An 18,306-nucleotide genomic window follows, 5' to 3' on the forward strand; every position below is an offset into this window, starting at 1 on the left:
CGTGTTTACAATGTTGCTAGACTTTTATGGTAATTTCTATTGAAGGGGGTGTAAGACATCCGTATAGGCTAACATTCATATTCTTTAGAACCTCATATTCATTCACGTATGGGACTTAATAAAACTTAACTTTTAAAATAAATAGTAAATTAAGCGGACTTAGCAAAACTTGGTTTTCAAATGGACAGGAATTTCATAACCCTGATAAAACCTGATATTTAAGTACTATAAGTGGTAGCTATTGCTCTTTGTTTCTCTTGATTTTCACTAGTTTTGGCAGTTTTAGCTTATTTTGGAATTCTGGGTTAAAGAATTTTCTCCATTTAGATTGATGCCAGTAAATGCGCATAAGTCTTGACTTATTGTATCTAGTTTCGTATTCAAAATTAAAACTAAAAGTTGTTAGCTTATTTACGAAAAGACCGTGTGATGTTTCGGTTTCTAAATAATAAGTGCTTTTGTTGTATATCGTCTCTGCGGATTCACCGCTTAAGAAAAAAGCGTAGAAACTGGAAGAATAAGAGTATGGAGCTATCGTAATTGGCAACAATGATGTAGATTCATCTGTCATAACGGAAATTCCAGTTCTGAAAAACGATGAAACAGTACGTTTCTCAAAGATTAATTGACCATCATTTCCTGCAAATATTTTTCCGTTTTCGTCTAATATATTTGTATCATAAATAGTTAAAGGCGTAGATGATTCATTGATAAAAGTAATCCTGGCAAAGAGAATCTCTTCTTTTATGTTTGGCATGAAGTTGTCAGCCGATATCCCTAAACGATAAAGTCTGTTAAAGTGCTGGTTAGCAAAAGTGTATAACGAGAGAGCGGAGGATAATACCGAAATAATTAAAGCAAATAAGCCCATAGGAACACTTCATTTCAATCAAGTATATTTCAGCAAACTACTTGCTGATAGGAATAGTATAACATTTCAAAACGAAACACAAAACAAACACAGTCTAATTTCAAAACAACACGGATAGAAAGCCTAAAGTAAAGGGATTTATAGACATTTCTTTCTTTTGGAACGCTCCTTTTCAATCGGAACGTTGAAATGTCCAGAACCTGACAAATCCTGACTTTTATTTTATATATACAGTCGCATACAGAAAAACCTCACTCCTGTTTTTGAGTAAGGTTCATCCGGCACGCTTTGCATTCCTTAGAGTTTTTCGCTTCGTCTTAAACTAGATATTTGATCGTCTATTTTATTGGTTAAGTCATGAAAATCGGCAACGAAAGCATTGAAAATTTTCGCCTGTGCATAGTATTATTTGGCTAGTTGCTGCTTGTTAACTGGCCGCTTCTTATCGCTGAAAAAGCTTTCTAATAGTTTTAGCGGCTCTTTCCATGAATTGAGTGTTCCACCAGGTCGTACAAGGTATAAATATCCTGGTGAGTAATCTTTTTAACCGGTTGCTTGTTTTTAACCGTTTTGCCTTGCTGTTCTTCTATTGTCCGCACCTCCATACTACTAAAACCCATGTCTATATAAACAACAGCACAGGAATATCTTACTATATCATGTTCATACAGACAACAAAATTTTGGATATGAGGGAAATTCTAATGGGTGTAGATCATCATGAAATAAAAGTGGAGATACTAATAAATAAGCTATTGGCTGAAAGGAATATGTCATTAAGAGAATTGGCGAGGCTATCCGGCATAGAACCATCAAATTTAAGTAACCTTGCGAATGGAAAACGAAAGAAGATTTATTTAGAACATATCGAACGGATCGCAGATGCTTTGGAAATTGATGATATTTCAAAAATCATAAAATTAACGAAGAAATAGGGTAAGCCTTGAATGTGGGTACAAAAAAAGATGGCCCTTTACCATCCTTTTTATGTTGTAGCCTTATGTATAAGCGCCGCAGCTTATGAAAATTTTTAGTGAATGCCATTTTGAATGCCAACAGTAAAATACTTGTTGATATTCAATGCTGTTTTTCTTCTTCTATTTTTGATTTAATTAATGAGATGATACCCTTAAAAATCTAGTGAAATCTGGCTATCATTCATGAGTGAAGAAGAAGAAAAGTAAGAATATATGAGCTAAGCCCTTGATACATAAGGACTTAGCTTTTTCTATTATTCGTTTGAATACGATAATGAATATGATTCGTTTAGAAATTTAAGTGTTATGCCAGTTTTTAAACTGTTCTTTCTTTCGATTCTAATATTGACTAGATGGATAAAGCTTAACGAGGGTCTTCTTGAGCAAAATTGTCAGTCTCACTGATGCTAGTGGGATGGCTAGTCCTGTTTGTTTACTCAGTAACAAGCTAGCAGGCTGGTATGCAATGCATTTATACTGGCGAATGTCTTAAGGTCATACAAGAACTTGCTCCTACGCTTCTTCGAATGCTCGTCGCCTATCCAGTAGTCTTATATGTAATACAGATAGGCTGTACATTTCTTGGATTAGAAGCATAGCTTGGTTTTGAAGCGATCAATACACTGGACAATTGTCATGATTATTTCTTCTAAATAGGGAAATGAAAAATAAAAAAACTGACCACCATAAGGCAATCAGCAAAGATTGATAGTTAGTAGTGTGGAGAATATATTTTTTTCTGTAAAAAATAACTGTGCTGCAAATTAGAACTATGTGCACTAACTACCAATGACTTTAGAAAGCAGACTCATATTGGAAATGATGTTACGCATTGTTAAGAAAATCTCTTCCCCAAGATATTCCCTCATGCTAATTAGTATAACTGGTAAATAATAATTTAGTGTGAACAAGATATGCAAATTCGCATATTTTTATGAATGAATAATGAGTGTTATTTAAGAATTTGATAAGAAAACGGGGGGTTTTTGGTGGTACTCTTGTTACAGATAACGTTACTACTTTTATGAATAAGACATAAACCAAAAAGATTTAAGTAGTTTCCTAGACAGGATTACAAGAATGGTCCTGCAAAATTTAAGGATCACTTATAAAAAAATGTGTTAAGCTAAAAAGAAGAATTGTCACTTCCAAAAATATTTTGGCTGTTCAAAAAAGGTGAAGAGTTCCTATCAGATATTCGAATGTTATGTCCGCACATTATACTACTGTTAAATAAGAGCAGTCTGTTAAGAGAACATTTTCCTATTAAGAAATGGTAAGAGTTATGTTTGAGTTAGTGAAAAACGAAAAGATTGGACGGTCAAGAATTTCTGCAAGGTTAAAGGGAGATAGGGAATAAGCGGCTGCGTTTGCCAGCTTTCTTTATATAAAAATTTGTAGTGGAATTGCCAGTTCCACTTTTGTACTGCCGTTTATTTGGGGGTAGATACGAAGAGAGCTTGGAACTTTATTTCTGTCCCACTCTCCTTTAAACAGTGTGTGTCCACTTGTTTTAGCAGAATACTGGACGAAGCTCTAAGAGACCTGTGACATTAGTATATCTAGAACCCTTAAAACCGAATAAACCGTATTCTGTAAACTGGAGAGTAAAATAGAAGTTGACTTTTTATTAAGGTACCTGTAATGTATGTTTCAAAGGTACCTTATATATAGTGAAAGGGATTTAATTGAAGCTGGAGGAAATCGAATGGAAAATTCAAACTTATTGGAATATTACTTGAAATTTGAAACATTGCTGCATAGATATTTTGCTTGGAAGAGAAGAGAGGAGGGACCACGCGGCAATCCACATCGTGGTCAAGGAAGGATTTTAAGTATTTTGAAGTTGCAGCCTGAAATTAGTCAAAAGGAAATGACCTATTTATTAGATATGCGACCACAGTCACTTGGAGAATTATTGACAAAGCTGGAGAAAGCAGAATTTATTACTCGAAAACCTTCTGAAACTGATCGTCGTGTTATGATTATTACCTTAACAGAAGCTGGTGCAGATGAAGCAGAAAAAATGAATAATGTAGAAGAAAAAAATATTTTTGACTTACTTAGCCAAGAAGAACGGGAACAATTTGAAGCAATTATTGCAAAGCTGGCCAGGGCGATCAAGGATGAGCTTCCTGAAGATGCTATGCATTCAGGGAAATATCGTCATTCTGAATTTGGTGGATTTGAAGGGCATCGCAGAGGATTTGGAAAACGGAGAATAGAAGATTTTCATCCTCACGGAAGAGATGGAGAACTTGGAGACTTTCAGGGTTATTCTGGATTTGGAGGATTTCCTCATAGATTTGGGCCTGATTGTTCAGGAGGAATTGAAGATGAATAGGATGAAGTTGCTTCAAAATTAGGAGAAGCTAAAATACTCAGTTAAAATATAGAAGAACGAGGTTGTAAAAATCTTTGATTTTCTAGGGGAACGAAGGGCTTTGCTTCTACGGTTCTCACCTTATTCTGATCCTTGAAGCACACAGAGACTGGAATATCTTTAAGGAGTCAGGAATACTAATACTCTAATCGTATTTTCTACGGTTAGTCAAGGAGGTAATAAAAAGCTCTTTGATTTTTCAAGTATGTAAAAAAATAGGGGCTAGAGGATACATCAGGGAACTATCTGAAATTTTTATCTGGTCTGTGACATAATCTGCTCATAAGCATTTGTTCTTATTAATTGCTGGAGGTTGTATACACACTGGCGTATACTGTATAATTTCAGACTATGGAATACATGTACTTCAGAAGCTTGCTCATACAGGCGGCTGCGGCAATCTCCTCTTTTTTTAGGGTTATATACAGACTTGAAGTTCGTAGGTCATGCTTGAGCTTCCGTTCACTTTCGCTATATTCTATCAATAGACAATAGCGGGTAAGATATTCCGTCGAATACCTACCCGCTAATTCTGGTATGTTTTGCTATTTTAATTAAAGACCTAAGAAAGGAGCTGGATTTACATAGCCAGACCAAAGTCCAGTTGAGATAGCAAAGTGCAAGTGAACTCCTGTTGAATTTCCAGTTGTACCCATATACCCAACTTGTTGTCCGATACTTACTGATTGTCCTTGGTTGACAGTTGTGCTGCTAAGATGAGCATACATTGAATAATATCCATTACTGTGCTTAATAATTACGCAGTTTCCTGACATACTGTCATATCCTACGTAGGCAACTGTTCCTGTGGCAGCAGCCATAATAACTGTACTTGAGCTTCCGCCAAAGTCAATCCCTTCATGGAAAGTACCGGAAAGTCCGGTTGGATCTTGACGATAACCATATCCGCTAGTAACAACTACACTGGCAACGGGCGTTCTCCAGCCGCTGCTTGTTTCTGTATAATCAGTGTTTGTATTATTTGTATCTTCATAAGGTGTCGTTCCAGTTGTTTCGGGAACAGCAGCAGTAGCTGTTGATTTATCTGCAACAGCTTGTGCAGCAGCTTCTTCAGCGGCTTTTTGAGCTGCTGCCTGGCGTTCTTTTTCTTGTTGTTCTGCTAAGGCTTGAGCTTCAGCCATTTTTTTCTTTCGTTCTTCCAGTGCTTTAAGCTCTTCTTGTTTCTTTCGTTCGGCTTCAGCCTTTTGTTCTTCAAATTGCTTTTTTTCAGCCGTTTCTTTTGTCAAGCTGGCTGCAAGTTCATTCAACTTAATTTCTTGATCTAGCTTTGCTTGAGCAAGAGCATCTTCTTGTTCAGCCAGTTCAGCTGTTTTCGCTTCCAACACTTTTACCTGTTCCAAGAGGGAATTCTTTAAGAGATTTAATTCCTCTTTATCTGCTTTCTGAGCTTGAATAATATCGTTGTTTGCAGTAACGATTGTATTTACAGCTAAAACTTTTGAAATCGCATCAGAAATGGATGTGGCATTTAACAAAACAGAAATCATTGATGTATCCTGACCTGCTTGAGTTGCACGTGCCTGTGCTTCAAGCTGTTCGCTGCGCTTTTCAATCTTTACTTCAAGTGCAGCAATTTCGGTGTTCATTGTATTAAGCTGCTGTTCAGTATCTTGTTTCTCTGCCAAGACAGCATAGTATTCTTTTTCAAGTGCAGCAATTTCTTTTTCCAGAAGAGCTGCATAGTCGGAAGCTTCTTTCTGAGAGTTAATGATTTCGTTGATTTTTTGGTTCTTTGCTTCAATTTTGTTGTCGATTGATTCAGCAAAAACTGAAACAGGTGCAGCATTTAATAGTAAAACAAATGAAAGAGTCAAAATAATCTTTTTTTTCAAATCTAAATCCTCACTTCTTTATAGATAAAATTACATATTCTTTTCTTATAAATGTGTTATTAATGAGTTATTTTTTTACAGCATAAATCTGCTAAATGAATTCTAATTATTAGTATACCTTAAAATATTAAAACAAGGCTGTATTTTAATATTTTTAATCAGAAAGAAAAGACCAGAAATAATTGTAACATAGGCAGCTGTTTTTTCAAATGGTCATTTTGATGTATTTTCATTAATATAGTTTTGTAAAAGGTCGGTAAATCTGGAATCATCTTCTATTAGAAGTTCAGCACCTGCAGCCCATAGTTTCATCTTTTGAGGCTCTTTTGAAAGCTTGTCAATAAGCGGCAGCAGCTGTTTACGATAGTTGCTGTCACTTTCAATATGATATTCCGGTTCACTTTCTGCAATCAAAGAGTGAGCTTCTGACAGCTGATAAGGATAGGCTTGTTCGAATAATTTAGGAAACACAGTTCTTGCTTCTGTTAAAATTTTCAGATCATCACCGTAAGAGATATGTCTTGCATGCAATGTATTAATTAATTGATCAAGCTGCTCTTCAGAGATTCTAAGAGAGGGTGTAGACGCTGTCAGCAAATTCTCCACGTAATTTTTAAAGTCTCCGAATTTGATCCATTCTACTGTTGTATTTCCTAAAATAGCGATTTTTTCCAATCTGTCAGTTTTTGGCAGATTATTTCCCTTTTCCCAGTTATTCACTGTACTTGCACTTGAATTCCCAACTAGTTTTGCAAAGGAAGCCATGGAATAATTATGTTTCCGACGAATACTTCTTATGCGATTTCCTACTTCTATTAAGTTGTCTGCCACTGATCGTACCTCCGATAACGTCTTTATAGGTAAATATACCATATTTTTTCCATCTCTTCATCCCGTTTTTTCTTCATTTTTCTATTGAGTTCACATAATAATCATGATATCATTTTATTACCGAAATATTTTCAATTATTGGTGATAATGTTTCTGGAATTTAGTTTTTTTGAATGCCAAAATAAATTCATTTTTAAGGAGGAGCTATGAAAGGAACAGAGATTATAGAAGAAAGAAACAGGCAAAAAGTATATCGTATAATAAATGAATTGAACCAAACAAGCTCAGCTGCTGATTTAAATCCTCGATCCCTTGATTCCTGTACTCAGCAATATGAAGAGACTGTTCAAAAATTGTTCGTTGCGACTGTATTTTATAAAGGGATGAATCAGGCATGCATGGCTTATAAGCATATTGTCAAAAAAGAATATAGAAGATTTTGCAAGCTGCTCATCCAAAAAGCAGAAGATGAATCATTAAAAGAACGGGCTTTGAATAATCTACGCAAAAAAAGGAACAGATTATTAAAAAAAGCTCCTTCACGATTAAAAAAGGAGCCGGGCTTTGAAATTTTTTATGCACTGACTGGCGGTTTCAGGAAAAAATACACCCCTAATCGAAAATCAATAGAATTGATGTACAGAGAAATGGAATCAGCTTCTGCCAATCCACTTCATTCAATCTATTATGCAATATGGTGTGTAATGAAATATCTGGGCTATTTCAAAGAGTACACACTTTGGCAGCTTCGTTCGATAAGGTCAAATTAAGGTTTACAACAGAGAAAGTCTATTAGTGTAATGAGAATTCATCTTGTGCTATCCTCTAATTAAGTGAGAGAAATCTTTCAAAGAAAATTTGAGGAAGGATGACTTGCTATGGAAGAAGATCATAATCACAGCTTGGAACAAGGAACTCCGAACGTGGCAGGGCAGGATGCGAAGATGCATGATACAGTTATGACTGAGTCTGCTGAACATCAACATGTGCATTCATCTGGACATGATATGTCAGCCATGGACCATTCCATGCACATGGGAGATTTTAAAAAGAAGTTTTGGTTATCACTCGTTTTGGCAATCCCTATCATTTTTCTATCTCCTATGATGGGTATAGATTTACATTTTCAATTTACATTTCAAGGATCAGACTGGCTGATTTTAATTTTGGCAACTATTTTGTTTGCTTATGGCGGACAGCCGTTTTTAACAGAAGCCAAATCAGAACTGCATCAAAAAGCCCCGGCAATGATGACGCTGATTGCTATGGGGATAACAGTTTCCTATTTTTACAGTTTATATGCATTTGTTATGAATCGTCTATTTCCGAAAGATCATGTAATGGATTTTTTTTGGGAACTGGCAACGCTGATTGTCATCATGCTGCTGGGACATTGGATTGAAATGAATGCAGTGTCCAATGCTGGGGATGCTCTCAACGAAATGGCTGCTCTTTTACCTGATACTGTATATCGCATGAATGTTGAAGGTCAGGAGGAAGAGGTTCCTCTGGCTGAAGTTAAAAAAGGCGATCACTTGGTTATTCGTTCTGGAGATAAGATTCCAGCTGACGGCAGAATCATCAAAGGACAGACCTCCGTGGATGAATCAATGGTAACGGGAGAAGCTCATCTTGTCAGCAAGTTAGAGGGTCAAACAGTCATCGGAGGATCTATTAACGGCAGCGGCTCAATTGAAATTGAAGTAGTAGGAGTCGGAGAATCCGGCTATTTATCGAAAGTCATGAATCTCGTTGTTCAGGCCCAGTCAGAAAAATCTAAACTGGAATCATTGTCAGACAAAGTTGCAAGAGCACTTTTTTATGTAGCATTGACAGTCGGAATTTCAGCATTTGTTATCTGGTTCTTTTTGGCACGAGATTTGGCGGCAGCGTTTGAACGAATGGTCACAGTATTTATTATTGCCTGTCCACATGCATTGGGATTGGCGATCCCTTTAGTAGTTGCCCGGTCCATGTCTATTTCAGCTAAACACGGTCTTTTGATTAAGAATAGAAACGCATTGGAACGTGCAAATGATTTACAATATATTTTTTTGGATAAAACGGGAACTCTAACCGAAGGCAAATTTACTGTTACTGGAATAGAATTGTTTTCTCAGTTGTATAGTCGTGAAGAAAGCCTGAAATATATTGGGGCATTGGAAAGCAATGCAAATCATCCCTTGGCTATTGGTATCATGAACTATCTGAAAGAAGAAAAGATAAAGCCATACAATATAGAAAAGCTACAGAGCCTCTCAGGAGTCGGTCTGACGGGGAATGTCAATGGAAAAACAGTAAAAATTGTCAATGAAAAGGAGCTGGCTCATCTTTCTTTTTCGATAAATCAACAGAAAAAGCAAAAGTATTTAGAGCAGGGGAATACCTTGAGCTATTTATTAATAGATAATCAACTTGTTGCATTAATTGCTTTGGGGGATATAGTTAAACCAGAAGCAAAGGTATTCATCAGTCGTTTGAAAGAACAGCAGATAACGCCGGTTATGCTGACTGGAGACAATAACGTTTCAGCTAAAATCGTTGCGGACTATCTGGGAATAACTGAATTTTATAGTGAGCTCTTACCAGAGGATAAAGAAGCACAAGTGAAAAAATATCTTCAGAACAATTATAAAGTAATGATGGTGGGAGATGGGATTAATGATGCACCCAGTCTTGCTCGTGCAACAATTGGTGTCGCAATCGGTGCAGGAACAGATGTTGCAATTGAGTCAGCAGATGTTGTTCTGATTGACAGTGATCCGTTGGACATTCTTCGGCTTTTGGATCTGGCTAGGCATACACGAAGAAAAATGATTCAAAATTTATGGTGGGGAGCAGGTTACAATATTTTGGCTATTCCTCTGGCAGCCGGAATATTGGCACCAATTGGTATTCTTTTAAATCCAGCTGTCGGAGCGATATTTATGTCTTTAAGTACGGTAATCGTTTCATATAATGCGATGACCTTACGTATAAAAGGTGAGTGAAGTGCACAAATAAATGCTTGGTTTTGAACTTTAAAATATACTGGAAATAAATTTATCTGACATATTTTTGGATTTTATTTATTTTTTGAATGGAATTGCTGCAAAACAGCTTGATTCCATTCTTTTTTTATGAAAAAATAATTTAATAATAGAAATGCGTAGTTTGTTTTGTAGAAGATAATGGGAATACTTGGAGAGCTATTATGAAAATTCAGGAAATTTTAGGCTTTGAAACAAGAAAAATGTTGGAAATCTTAACTCTTTTTCAAAGTAGACTGGAACCGATTTCGGCTAAATTTGTAGCGGAGCAGCTTTATATTCATGCAAAAACAGCAGAGAAGTATTTATTGAGACTACAGCAATGTATGAAAGATTATGGTTTCAGCAAATGGCTTCAGCTTGAATTTCAAGAGAATGATAAAGTGATTTTGAGGATGAAAAATACTTGGTATCTGGAAAAATTTCGTTTAATGATTATTTTTAATACCCCTGAAATCTTTCTTTTAGAAAAAACTCTGACAGCAGACAAAATATCCATCAAAGAGCTGGCTTTACGTTTAAATGAAAGTGAAGCCCTGGTAAGAAAGAGAATTACCAAGCTTCGCCAATGGCTGAAAAGCTACCAGCTGACATTAAAGCATCATACACTGGAATTGACTGGCAGCGAACACCAAATCAGAGAATTTATCTTTCAAATTCATCGACTAATTTTTCAAGAGAATATTCAGTTGAAGGATTGTTGTCTGGAAAATCAAATAAATCAGTTAACTCAAGACTGTATACTTTTTTTCCAAATGAAAATGAATCATTTGCAGGAACAATATTTGAGACTGCTAATTCAAATTCAGTTGAACAGGGTGAATACGGGAAACCCGGTAATGCTTAAAACGGATTTAAAAAACTATTGTTTGAGAAATCAATTGTTTCAAAATTTTTCAAAACAGATAAAGAAAAACAGTTTTTTCAAATTATCCCAAGTTGAAGAAATGTATCTGTTCCTCAATGTGAAAGCACATTTTTCATTTACATTTGGTAAATTGATACAGGAAAAAATTGTCTACGAAAATTCAGCAGCTAAAACAACCGTTTATAAATATGCATCCAGTGGAGCAAAAGGATTAAGAAAAATCTTTGAACACAATGAGCTTATTATTGACATACAAATTTTTGTATCGCTGCTTGGGTTTCATTTGTATTATGAGATGAATGCAGGATTTCTGTATGAAGATCTTTCGGCATTAAAAGATTTGGTCAAATACTATCCAAATACGTTTGAGCGAGTGACAAATATGGTAAGTATTCTTAAAGAAGAGTTTAATCATTTTAATAAAATTGATGGGAACCAGTTATTGTTACGATACTTCTTTATTCTTTCAGAGGCATGTTCACCAATTATTCTGGAAAAGCGGAAGAATATTTATTTTGTCCTTGAATGGAATTTAGAGCAGAAAAAAAGGTTTATTAAAAAGATAGCCAATTTTTTTACAGATAGAAAAAACATTCGTTTAATTGATGGCGGGCTTCATACTGAATATCAGAACGCAGATGTTATTTTGACTACTTCAGTTCATCGGATTTTTAAGAAAAAAGCATCAGAATGTCCTGTTATTTTCATTGCAGGAATGGATGAATATTCGCTGTTAAAACAATTAAATTATTTTCTTGAAGATAAAAATTAAAACCCTTTCAATTAATTATGTTAGAATAAAGTGAATACAAGGGTGTGACTGGAAAATCTTCCGATAACCAGATATAGTTTTTACTGATTATGCAATGATTCAGCTGGTTTATATTAGCTGGAGTGATTATTTTTGTTCGCATGATTATGCTGGGTAACGACGTTTGCTGATTTTTCAATTATGTCTAAATTTTAGGAGGCTATTTGATGAAGAAAGTTCAATTTGGTAATAGTGGTGTGGAGGCTGCAGCGGTTATTTTAGGCTGTATGAGAATGAACGGTGCCGATCACCCGCAGGAAATTATTGAAACAGCAGTTGAAAATGGCATCAATTTTTTTGATCATGCAGATATTTATGGTGGAGGAGAATGTGAAACAATCTTTGGGAAGGCAATGAAAGAAAGTACGATTTCCAGAGAAGATATTTTTATTCAGACAAAGTGTGGAATCCGTAAAGGAATGTTTGATTTTTCAAAAGAACATATCATTCATTCCGTAGAAGACAGTTTAAAACGTCTGGGCGTTGATTATGTAGATGCATTATTGCTGCATCGTCCGGATACGCTGGTTGAGCCTGAAGAAGTAGCAGCAGCATTTGATCAATTGGAATCAGAAGGGAAAGTAAAATATTTTGGTGTCAGCAATCAAAACCCGATGCAGATTGAGCTGTTGAAAAAGACTGTGGTTCAGCCTTTAGTTGCTAACCAGCTTCAATTTGGGATTAAGCACACTGGAATGGTTGACCAGGGAATCCATGTGAATATGACAGATGCAGGAAGTGTAGATCACGACGGGAGTATTCTTGATTATTCCCGATTAAATGAGATGACTATTCAAGCATGGTCACCTTATCAATATGGTTTTTTTGAAGGTGTGTTTATCGGCAATGAAAAATTCCCGGAACTCAATGAAAAAATGGTTGAAATAGCTGACAAATATGGTATCACATCAACCGGATTGGCGACAGCTTGGATTTTGAGACATCCTGCCAATATGCAAGTTATTGCAGGAACAATGAATACCAGCAGAATCAAAGAAATTGCAGATGCCTCAAAAATTGTTCTTAGTCGTGAAGACTGGTATGCTATTTATCTTGCTGCCGGCAATATTTTGCCCTAGGAAGCGGTTAAGGAGCAGTCAATGAAGTCAGCATCAAATGATTTGATTTCCAGAGGTTATCTTGAAGAAAATATCTTCATTGAGAAGAGTTTCCGTATGGAAGAACTAATTGAACAATTGAATGATCCTGAACCTGTACAGCGTTCATTAGCTGCCAGGTTAATTGGTGAAACATGTCTTTTGGACAATACAGCAGCAAAAGCTTTGCTTAAGTGTTTGATGATGGAGAAGAAGCTGTATACACGGCTTGAACTATGTCGGGCATTGGAAAAAGGGAACGGCAAGACAGCAAGATTGATGATCCCATATATCAATACAATTGGCAACAATCAGTATGAATCTATTTCAGAAGCAAAAACGTCCTTGAAAAAATCTTACCCTTTGCCAAGAGATATAATTTGCCGAGTGATTGGTAAGATGAGTGGAGAAGAAGGAATTGTATTGCTGAATTATTTAACGGACAAACAGTATTCACGAGAATTAATTGATGGTCTTGGTTTCCTGATATTTTACAATCCTTCTTTGCAAAGGGAAGACTACTTTCTTAAAGGAAAAGAGGCATATGAATTATTTAAAGATGATCCTCTCTATGTATGGAAATATATTATTTTTTGTTCGGCTTTTCCTTTTGATTATTCCAAAAGAATAGTAACAGAAATAGAGCGCTTGAATCCTGAAAAAATTTTTCAAACTGAAGTCGAAAGAACTCGGCGATTAAGCAGGATGCACCAAGTCTTCCTGTAAAATTTACAATTTAAGAAATATTCAGTCATAAAAAATTCAAAAATTGTGGTTAGAATAAACTCAAATAAGAAATTAAGTGTGATAATTTCATTTGTGTGAACTCGAAAAAGAACAGACCTCCTAAACTGTTCTAATTTCAAAAACCTTCAAGCCCGGAAAACTTGAAGGTTTTTTTGTCTGTTAATAAGGAAAAAAGGTCTTTATACCTTTAATAAATGGGGGAGTTATCAGGTTCGTTAGTTCATTTTGAGAGTAAAAATTTGGATGGAACGGAAATTTAGTGAGTTTCTCAAACAGCGGTTGTCTTCTTACTGCAAAATCCAAGGATGTTTGTTAGAATGAAACAGAGTCAAGTTGAAGAGAAGGAGAAAACAGATGGCTAAAAATAAATTATTGCTGGTAGATGGCAACAGTGTAGCGTTTCGTGCGTTCTATGCTTTGTATAACTCTATAGACCGTTTCAAAAATAGAAATGGACTACATACAAATGCGATCTATGGTTTTAATAACATGTTTGAAAATGTGATGGCTAAAGAAAAACCGACCCATGTTCTGGTTGCCTTTGATGCTGGGAAAACAACATTTAGAACAGAAGTATATCCTGAATACAAGGCTGGTCGATCAAAAACTCCCGGTGAATTTAAAGAGCAGATGCCTTACATCCGGGAATTATTGACTGGTTTGGGCGTAAAATATTATGAACTGGACAATTATGAAGCTGATGATATTATCGGTACGCTGGCGAACAAAGTTTCAAAGGAAGCGTTCGATGTCGTGGTTCTTTCCGGTGACCGGGATCTAACCCAGCTGGCTGCTGATTCTGTGAAGGTTTACATTTCTCTTAAGGGTGTTAGTGACATGGAAACCTATACCCCAGAGTTTGTAGCTGAAAAATATGATGGTCTGACACCATTGCAGATTATTGACATGAAGGGTCTTGCAGGCGATACATCAGATAATATTCCCGGTGTGACAAAAATCGGTGAAAAGACAGCAATCAAGCTGTTGAAGGAATATGGTTCTGTTGAAGGAATATACGATCATATTGACGAGTTGAAGCAAAGCAAGATGAAAGAGAATTTGATTAATGATAAAGATCAGGCCTTTTTATCCAAACGTTTGGCAACTATTGAAATAGATGCTCCTGTTGACCTGGAAATTGACAGTTTAAAATATGAAGGGAAAGATTTGGACAAGCTTGTTCCCTTTTATAAAGAAATGGAGTTTAAACAGTTTCTAAACAAGTTGAATATTGAGGAAGAAATTCAGCCTATAGAGGATATTCATTTTAAAGTAGTAGATTCATTTACTGAAGAAATGTTTACAGATGACATGGCATTGTATGTTGAAATGATGGAAGAAAATTATCATACCTCACCAATTGTTGGAGTGGCATGGGGGACAAAAAATACCATTTACACCACGAATGAGCTGGCTTTGTTTGAAAGCTCAGCTTTTACCAGCTGGCTGTTTTCTGATAAGTACAAAAAGAAAGTTTATGATATGAAACGGACATATGTCGCTTTAAACCGATATGCTGGAAAAACTGAGGGGATAAACTTTGACGTTTTACTGGCAGCCTATCTTCTTGATACAAATGACAACAGTGCGGATATTGCTGGTGTTGCGCAATATTATGGCTATGAGCATATTCATTCTGATGAAGCCGTCTATGGAAAAGGCGCCAAAAAAGGGCTTCCGGAAGATGAAGAAGCATTTTTTAGTCATCTGGCCAGAAAGATAAAAGCCATCCATTTTCTATCTGAAAAGCTGGATCAAGAATTAATTGAGAAGAACCAGTCCGACCTCTTTTACAAAATGGAACTGCCTCTGTCAAAAATATTGGGTGATATGGAAATTACCGGGATTCGAGTTGATGCACAACGGTTAAGAGAAATGGGCGTAGAGTTTTCTGAACGCCTAAGACAGATTGAACAGACGATTTATAAAGAAGCGGGTGAAGAATTTAATTTGAATTCACCGAAGCAATTAGGTGTGATTCTATTTGAAAAAATGGGACTGCCCGTGATCAAAAAGACTAAAACCGGATATTCAACGGCTGTGGATGTGCTGGAGCAGCTCAAAGAGCAGGCACCGATCGTCGAAGATATTTTAACCTATCGCCAAATCGCAAAAATACAGTCTACATATATTGAAGGTCTTCTGAAAGTCATTCAGCCGGACGACAAGATCCATACACGATACGTCCAAACGCTGACTCAGACTGGGAGATTAAGCTCTGTAGATCCAAATTTGCAGAATATTCCTATTCGATTGGATGAAGGTCGGAAAATTCGCCAGGCGTTTATTCCAAGAGAAAAAAATTGGCTGATCTTCTCTTCTGACTATTCACAGATTGAATTGAGAGTATTGGCTCATATTTCTGGTGATGAACATCTGAAGCAAGCCTTTTTAGAAGGACAGGATATTCATACAAGTACGGCAATGCGGGTATTTGGATTAGCCTCTGAATCAGATGTGACACCAAATATGCGTCGTCAGGCAAAAGCTGTAAACTTTGGAATTGTGTATGGAATCAGCGACTATGGTCTTTCTCAGAATCTCGGGATTACCAGAAAGCAGGCGCAGCAGTATATTGATACCTATTTTGAAAAATATCCAGGGGTAAAAAAATATATGGAAGAGATCGTTCGTGAAGCAAAGGAACAGGGATATGTAGAAACCTTGTATCACCGTCGCCGTTATTTGAATGATATTAATTCACGAAACTTCAATCTGCGTTCATTCGCTGAAAGAACAGCCATTAATACGCCAATCCAGGGAAGTGCAGCTGATATTCTTAAGCTGGCAATGATTAATATGGCAAAACGTTTGGAAGAAGAACAGCTGGAAGCAACGATGCTTTTACAAGTGCATGATGAGCTTGTATTTGAAGTGCCTGAAATCGAGCTGGATCGTCTGAATGAGCTTGTTAAAGAAGTAATGGAAAATTCAGTCAGCCTTACGGTTCCATTGATTACAGAAAGCAGCTGGGGTAAAACCTGGTATGATGCGAAGTAGCCAATAAAATAAGAAACTGAAGCAAAGAAAAATGAAATGATTTTCGAAGTTTGATTAATCGAATATAGGAGATAGTAAATGACTGGGAGTGAATTTTTGCCAGTCATTTTTCCTCTTTAAAAGAGAGAGAATCCATGGTATTGTAAAGTTATAAGTATTAAGAAGTTTACATTTATTGAAGGAGTGTTTTAATCACTCTATTTTATTCCATATAGTTATCTGTAATAAAACTTGCAGGATAGTTAAGATACAATTTATTCGAACGGAGGAGAAAAGGTTGCCTGAACTACCAGAAGTAGAAACGGTCCGAAAAGGCTTGGAAAAGCTTGTTACCGGCAAAACAATTAGAGCTGTAGAAGTTTTATGGGGAAAAATCATTGAACAGCCTGAAAAGGATCTGTTTGAACTGTCCTTAATTGGACAGAAAATAAATAGAGTGGAGCGTAGAGGGAAATTTCTGATTTTTAAGCTGACAGAGTATGATTTAATCTCTCATTTACGTATGGAGGGAAAATATGAGTTTCATGAATCAGAAAATGATCTGCTTGTAAAACATACACATGTCCGCTTTATTTTTGAAGATCATACAGAGCTCCGTTACCTTGATGTGAGAAAATTCGGAAGGATGGTTCTTGTGGAAAAGGATCAGTCGAGCCAATATAAAGGAATTTTATCTTTAGGACCTGAACCTGTTCCTGAAGTATTCATATTCTCACCGTTTAGAGAAGGCCTCAAAAGACATCATAAAGCCATTAAACCACTTCTGCTTGATCAAAAACTAGTTACCGGCTTAGGAAATATCTATGTAGATGAAGCACTTTGGGAAGCGGAAATTCATCCCGAACAGCCTGCTGATACTTTGACTAAGAAAGAAATTGAGCGTTTATATGCCTCTATTATTGATGTTTTAGGAAGAGCAGTTGAAGCTGGCGGAACGACGATTCGAAGCTATTTGAATGCACTGGGAGAAGCCGGGAAATTTCAAGTTTCTTTACATGCCTATGGAAAGACAGGGGAGCCATGCATGCGCTGCGGTACCCCAATCAAAAAAATAAAAGTGGCACAAAGAGGAACTCATTTTTGCCCTGAGTGTCAAAAATTGAAAGGAAGAAAAAGCTGATGAGCTTTGTACTTGGATTGACAGGCGGTATTGCTACAGGAAAGACAACTGCAATGAAAGTCTTTAAAAATGCAGGATTCCCAATTGTAGATTCAGACAAAATCGCACGAGAAGTGGTTGAGCCTGGGAGTTCGGGATTATCAGCAGTTGTTTCTGCTTTTGGAGAATCCATCAAAAACAATGATGGATCGCTGAATCGAAAAAAACTAGGTACCCTTATCTTTTCTGACCATGAAAAGCGGGCACTTCTAAATCAGACGATGGCTCCCTTTTTAGAAAAAAGTATTGTGGGGAAAATCAATGAACTAAAGAAAAGTTATCCCTTGGTCATTGCGGATATTCCGCTGCTGTATGAAAACGGATATGAGGAGTTTGTAGATAAAACGGCTGTTGTATATATACCTGAAGCTAAACAGATAAAACGGCTGATGGCAAGAGATTCATTGTCAGTAGAAGAGGCGTTGCAACGAGTGAATAGTCAATGGTCGATTGAAGAAAAAAAGGAAAAGGCTGACATTGTGTTTGACAATCAGGGAACAATTGAAGACTTGGAAAGACAGATTTCGGAATGGCTGGAAAAAGAAGGGTTCATTTAATCAATTGGTCTGACTCCGTTTCCAGGAGCTATGGTTTTAAATTAGGCTGAAATTAAGAAAAACTCAAGCCGTTGAGAAAAGCTTGTCAATAACTGGTATATGATGTATTTCATGTTATAATATA

At 36.4% G+C, this 18,306-nt stretch carries 13 protein-coding genes; 10 read left to right on the forward strand and 3 right to left on the reverse strand.

What is annotated here, in order from left to right; translation table 11 throughout:
• Positions 1 to 238: 238 nt before the first annotated feature.
• A complete protein-coding gene (locus tag IW492_RS12870; RefSeq protein WP_202068045.1) occupies positions 239 to 871 on the reverse strand; it encodes a hypothetical protein in 633 nt (210 codons plus the stop codon).
• A 703-nt stretch (positions 872 to 1,574) separates the two neighbouring features.
• Here IW492_RS12870 and IW492_RS12875 point away from each other — a divergent pair.
• Both IW492_RS12875 and IW492_RS12880 read left to right on the forward strand, forming a co-directional pair.
• Positions 1,575 to 1,805 carry a helix-turn-helix domain-containing protein gene (locus IW492_RS12875; protein WP_202068046.1) on the forward strand — a complete coding sequence of 77 codons (231 nt, stop codon included), beginning with the start codon at positions 1,575 to 1,577 and terminating at the stop codon, positions 1,803 to 1,805.
• Positions 1,806 to 3,555: 1,750 nt separating this feature from the next.
• Positions 3,556 to 4,191 (forward strand): MarR family winged helix-turn-helix transcriptional regulator, encoded by a 636-nt coding sequence (locus IW492_RS12880; RefSeq protein WP_202068047.1) that lies wholly within the window; start codon positions 3,556 to 3,558, stop codon positions 4,189 to 4,191.
• A 593-nt stretch (positions 4,192 to 4,784) separates the two neighbouring features.
• On the opposite strand, the gene IW492_RS12885 is transcribed toward IW492_RS12880, so the two are convergent.
• Positions 4,785 to 6,083 carry a murein hydrolase activator EnvC family protein gene (locus IW492_RS12885; RefSeq protein ID WP_202068048.1) on the reverse strand — a complete coding sequence of 433 codons (1,299 nt, stop codon included), beginning with the start codon at positions 6,081 to 6,083 and terminating at the stop codon, positions 4,785 to 4,787.
• A gap of 213 nt (positions 6,084 to 6,296) precedes the next feature.
• On the reverse strand, positions 6,297 to 6,914 hold the full coding sequence (locus IW492_RS12890) for a helix-turn-helix domain-containing protein (protein ID WP_202068049.1): 618 nt from the start codon (positions 6,912 to 6,914) through the stop codon (positions 6,297 to 6,299).
• Between the two features lie 206 nt (positions 6,915 to 7,120).
• Here IW492_RS12890 and IW492_RS12895 point away from each other — a divergent pair, with 206 nt between their 5' ends.
• From IW492_RS12895 to coaE, 8 genes are all read left to right on the forward strand, one after another.
• Positions 7,121 to 7,684, forward strand: a complete 564-nt coding sequence (locus IW492_RS12895) for a hypothetical protein (RefSeq protein WP_202068050.1) — start codon at positions 7,121 to 7,123, stop codon at positions 7,682 to 7,684.
• A 189-nt stretch (positions 7,685 to 7,873) separates the two neighbouring features.
• Positions 7,874 to 9,904, forward strand: coding sequence for a heavy metal translocating P-type ATPase (locus IW492_RS12900; protein WP_202068072.1), 2,031 nt, complete (start codon positions 7,874 to 7,876; stop codon positions 9,902 to 9,904).
• Between the two features lie 203 nt (positions 9,905 to 10,107).
• Positions 10,108 to 11,583, forward strand: coding sequence for a helix-turn-helix domain-containing protein (locus IW492_RS12905; protein ID WP_202068051.1), 1,476 nt, complete (start codon positions 10,108 to 10,110; stop codon positions 11,581 to 11,583).
• Positions 11,584 to 11,789: 206 nt separating this feature from the next.
• The gene (locus IW492_RS12910) at positions 11,790 to 12,701 is read left to right on the forward strand and encodes an aldo/keto reductase (RefSeq protein WP_202068052.1); all 912 of its coding nucleotides are present in this window, start codon (positions 11,790 to 11,792) and stop codon (positions 12,699 to 12,701) included.
• Positions 12,702 to 12,722: 21 nt separating this feature from the next.
• Positions 12,723 to 13,445 carry a hypothetical protein gene (locus IW492_RS12915; protein WP_202068053.1) on the forward strand — a complete coding sequence of 241 codons (723 nt, stop codon included), beginning with the start codon at positions 12,723 to 12,725 and terminating at the stop codon, positions 13,443 to 13,445.
• A gap of 375 nt (positions 13,446 to 13,820) precedes the next feature.
• A complete protein-coding gene (gene polA, locus IW492_RS12920; RefSeq protein ID WP_202068054.1) occupies positions 13,821 to 16,466 on the forward strand; it encodes a DNA polymerase I in 2,646 nt (881 codons plus the stop codon).
• A gap of 277 nt (positions 16,467 to 16,743) precedes the next feature.
• Positions 16,744 to 17,586: a DNA-formamidopyrimidine glycosylase gene (gene mutM, locus IW492_RS12925; RefSeq protein WP_202068055.1), complete on the forward strand. Its 843-nt coding sequence runs from the start codon at positions 16,744 to 16,746 to the stop codon at positions 17,584 to 17,586.
• On the forward strand, positions 17,586 to 18,182 hold the full coding sequence (gene coaE, locus IW492_RS12930) for a dephospho-CoA kinase (protein ID WP_202068056.1): 597 nt from the start codon (positions 17,586 to 17,588) through the stop codon (positions 18,180 to 18,182). The genes mutM and coaE overlap by 1 nt, the downstream gene beginning before the upstream one ends.
• Positions 18,183 to 18,306: the final 124 nt, after the last annotated feature.

Source organism: Enterococcus sp. BWB1-3 (genome assembly GCF_016745275.1).
GTDB lineage: Bacteria > Bacillota > Bacilli > Lactobacillales > Enterococcaceae > Enterococcus_L.